Raw genomic sequence first — 4,026 nt, 5'->3', positions numbered from 1 at the left:
CCGCCGTCCCGGCCGCCGAGCGCGCGCGGCGCTGCACGCCGCCGCCGAGCGCCGTCGCGGCCCGGGCCGACGAACTGGCCGCGCTGGTCACCTCGGAGATGGGCAAGCCCGCCGACGACTCGCGCGGCGGCGTCGAGGCCGGGATCGCCGCCCTGCGCCAGTACGCCGAGTTGGGCCCGCTGCACGGCGGCCGCAGCCTGCAGGGCGGCCGGACGGCCGCCGACCTCATGGTCCGCGAGCCGCGCGGCGTCGTCGCGGTGATCACCCCGTGGAACGATCCGGTCGCCATCGCCTGCGGGCTGGTCGGCGCCGCCGTCGTCACCGGCAACACGGTCGTGCACAAGCCGTCCGAGCGGACCCCGCACACCGGCGCGCTGCTCGCCGAACTGCTCGCCGGACCCCTACCGGACGGCGTCCTCGACCTGGTCACCGGCACCGCGGCCACCGGCGAGGCCCTCGCCGCGCACCCGGTCCCGGCCGTCGTCGCGCACGTCGGCTCGACCCGCGCGGGCCGCCGCATCGCCGAACTGGCCGCCCGCAACGGCGCCAAGGCGCTGCTGGAGAACGGCGGCACCGACCCGCTGATCGTCGACGCGGGCGTCGACCCCGAGTGGGCCGCCGGGCAGGCCGCGCTCGGCTGCTTCGCGAACGCCGGGCAGATCTGCACGTCCGTCGAACGCGTCTACGCGCACGAGTCCCTGCACGCCGCCTTCGTCGACGCGCTCGCCGGACGCGCCCGCGCCATGCGGACCGGGTCCGGCTTCGACCCGGCCACCGAACTCGGGCCGCTCGTGGACGAGCGGCACCGCGCCCGCGTGCACGAGCACGTCGAGAAGGCCGTCGCCGACGGCGCCCGCGTCCTGGCCGGGGGCGAGATCCCCGGCGGCCCCGGCGCGTTCTACCCGGCGACCGTCCTGGACGGCTGCACCGACGACATGGCGATCATGACCGAGGAGACGTTCGGGCCCGTGGCGCCCGTCCGCGCCGTCGCGTCCTTCGACGCGGCCCTGGACGCCGCGCGCCGCGCCCGCCACGGCCTGGCCGCGACCGTCCTCACCCGCGACATGGCGCACGCCCGGCGAGCCTGGCGGGACCTGCCCGTCGGGACCGTCAAGGTCAACGCCGTGTTCGGCGGCGCCCCCGGCGGCGCCGCCACCCCGCGCGGCGCCTCCGGGGAGGGCTTCGGGTACGGGCCCGAACTGCTCGACGAGATGACGGCCGTCAAGGTCGTCCACATCGAGACCGCGCCCTGACGGGCCGTCGCGGGACGGGCCGTCGCGGGGCGGGCCGCCTCACCCCTTGACGGTCAGCAGCGGCCGCAGTTCGGCGACCGGCGACGCGACGCCGCCGCCGTGCAGGCCGGACACCACCGGGCCGATGTCCTTGTAGGCCCACGGCGCCTCCTGCTTGAGGTCGCGCCGCCACGCCGCCATGACGTCCGACCGGCGCGCCACCCGCGGGTCCCGGTGGTCCAGCGGCGTGACCACGCGGAACTCCCGCAGGAAGGCGTCCAGCTCGGCGTCGCTCCCGCGCGCCGCCGCACCGCGCGCACCCGCCGCCCCGCCCCTGTGGCGGCACGCTCGCGACCGTCCGGGCGCTGCCGTGCCCGCGCAGGACGAAACTGGACGCCCCCATCGATCCGGGCACGATGACCGGTTCGCCCCACATCGCGTACGGGCCGCCCGCCATCTCGGCGTGGCCGCCCGCCGGGGTCGCGCCCTTGCGGTGCACCGCGCGGTCCCCGTCCCGCCAGAACAGGTTGTGCGGCGCGTCGTACAGCATCCGGGCGTGCGGCTCCCCGCACTCCGCGGCGAGCCCGGCGCGCATGGTCAGCGCGAGGAAGAACCGGTTGCCGAGCGCGAAGTTGGCGGCGTTGCCGAACGCCTCCAGGTACCGCCGCAGGTCCGGCTCCGTCCGCTCGTCCGGCAGGAACGGCAGGACGCCGTTGCGCGGACGCGGCAGCCCCCGCGGCCACCGCGCGCGGAGCCGGTCGAGCGCGGTCGCGTTCGCCTGGTGCCCCAGCGACAGCGACCCGCTGTGCACCATCACCACCACCGTGCCCGGGCGAAGGCCCCACGCGTGCGCGGCGGCCGCGTCGTGCACGCGTCGACGTACTGCAGTTCGGCGAAGTGGTTGCCGCCGCCGATCCCGCCGATGACGGCGTCGTGGCCCGGCTCGTCCGGGGCCCCGCCCGCGCCGCCGACCCAGTCGGCGAACGCCTCCGCCGTCGGGACGGGCAGCCCGGCGCAGTGGACGCGGTCGACGCAGTCGTCGGCGTCGTCCGGGCCCAGCCCCCGCCAGCGCGCCGGCCCGGTCGTCAGGAGGCCGGGCAGGCCGTCGCGCAGCAGCGCCTCCCGCTGCAGCGGGGTGAGCGCGATCCGGCGGCCGCCCTCGAAGAACAGGTGCCGCAGCCGCCGTTCGAGCGCGTCCAGCCGTCCCCGGACCCGGTCGGCGTCCAGGGCGGTGACCTCCAGCCGCATCCCGCAGTTGACGTCGTTGCCGACCGCCTGCGGCAGCAGCGCGTGCTCCACGTCCAGGACCGTCCCGATCGGGATCCCGGCGCCCTTGTGGAAGTCGGGGGTGAAGGCGGCGCGGGCGATGCGCGGCGTCCCGGCGAGGCCGGGCGTGACCTCGGCGAGCCGGTCGAGCGTCCGCGCGGTCTCCAGCAGGTCCAGCGCCTCGGTGACGGCGGCGGGTTCCAGCGGGACGTCCGTCCCCGCGCAGATCTCCGCGGGGACGCCGTGCGGGTTGGGCAGCGTGAGCCAGTGCCCGTCCTCCCGGACGAGCCGATGATCTTGACGTGCGGATGCGTTCGCGGACAAGGGGGACCTCCGGCGATGGCCGAACACGGATGGGAGCCGTCCGCGCAGAGGGCGCGACGGCGAGCCGGGCGCCCGTCCGGGGCGCGCCGGTCTCCTCGGGTTCAGCAGCCGCGAGGCGGAAGCGACGTTACCGCGCGCTTCCGACGGTGTCACCCGGGTTCTCGGCGGCGATCACGTGGCCCGTCACCATCCGGGCCACGGACCGGGCCACGTGCTCGGGCGGGCCGGACGGCAGCATGATGTGGCTCATCGTCAGCCGGACGGCCGCGTCGGCGACCTCGGCCAGCACGGCGCGGTCCAGATGCGGCCAATGCCGCAGCGCGTGCTCGGTGAGCCGGGCGCGCGCGGTGAACAGCAGCGGTTCCGCCTGCGTGGTCAGCAGCGGCAGCAGCTCCTCGCCGCCCGCGCCGGTCAGCACCGCCTTCTTCAGCTGGTCGTCGGCCGACGTCTCCAGCGTGTACCGGACGGCGGCGACGACCGCGTCGAACAGGTCGGCGTGCTCCGACAGCACCCGGTCGATGCCGTCGAGGTAGTGGTCGTTGTCGCGGATCACCACGGCCTGCGCCAGGCCCCACTTGTCGCCGAACTCGTTGTAGACGGTCTGCCGGCTCACCCCGGCGGCGGACGCGACGTCCTGCATGCGCAGCCCGCGGTAGCCGCGCTCGACCAGCAGCGCGGCGGCGGCGTCCAGCAGGGCTTCGCGCACGGGACGGTCGGCGGTGCCCATCAGCGTTTCCTCCGGAAGCGGTCGGCGGGCCACCATTATCACCCGGCGCGCGTTCCCGGCCTCGCCCGAGCGGCGCGGTCACCGGTTGGTGAGGCGCGCCTCCGGCGTCCGCGCGTCCCGGTAGACGCCGCGGGAACGCGCGTCCGCGCGGACCTCCGCGGGCGGACCGCTGGCGACCACCCGGCCGCCGTCCAGGACGTGCACGACGTCGCAGACGCCGAGGACCGGTTCCAGGTCGTGCCCCGCGACCAGGACCGCCAGGCCCTCGGCGGCGAGGTCGCGCAGCAGCACCTCCAGCGCCCGCGACCGCCGCTCGGGCAGCCCCGTCCACGGCTCGTCGAGCAGCAGGACGGACGGGTCGGCGGCCAGCGCGCGCGCCAGTTCGGCCAGCCGCGCGACGTCCGGCGGGACGGCGCGCGCGGAGCGGCGGCCGTACTCGCCGATGCCGACGCGGGCGAGCAGCTCCTCGGCGGCGTC

Annotated in this window: 3 protein-coding genes and 2 pseudogenes; 1 reads left to right on the top strand and 4 read right to left on the bottom strand. The window is 77.0% G+C overall.

Annotated features, from left to right (window positions below; genetic code table 11):
- Positions 1-1,253: aldehyde dehydrogenase family protein (locus BJF79_RS33810; RefSeq protein ID WP_075903561.1), on the top strand; the 1,253-nt coding region annotated here is incomplete at its 5' end.
- 39 nt (positions 1,254-1,292) lie between these two features.
- Here BJF79_RS33810 and BJF79_RS67610 read toward each other — a convergent pair.
- The 4 genes and pseudogenes from BJF79_RS67610 to BJF79_RS56180 all read right to left on the bottom strand — a co-directional run.
- Positions 1,293-1,433 carry an RtcB family protein gene (locus BJF79_RS67610; protein WP_410050177.1) on the bottom strand — a complete coding sequence of 47 codons (141 nt, stop codon included), beginning with the start codon at positions 1,431-1,433 and terminating at the stop codon, positions 1,293-1,295.
- Between the two features lie 202 nt (positions 1,434-1,635).
- Positions 1,636-2,849: pseudogene (locus BJF79_RS62860) on the bottom strand (RtcB family protein); the annotation flags it as partial.
- Positions 2,850-2,949: 100 nt separating this feature from the next.
- A complete protein-coding gene (locus BJF79_RS33800) occupies positions 2,950-3,549 on the bottom strand; it encodes a TetR family transcriptional regulator (RefSeq protein WP_075903559.1) in 600 nt (199 codons plus the stop codon).
- Positions 3,550-3,627: 78 nt separating this feature from the next.
- Positions 3,628-4,026, bottom strand: a pseudogene (locus tag BJF79_RS56180) (ABC transporter ATP-binding protein); the annotation flags it as partial.

The organism is Actinomadura sp. CNU-125, assembly GCF_001942465.1.
Lineage (GTDB): Bacteria > Actinomycetota > Actinomycetes > Streptosporangiales > Streptosporangiaceae > Spirillospora.
The sequence above is the reverse complement of the archived record's forward strand: the minus strand, read 5'-3'. Positions and strand labels throughout refer to the sequence as shown.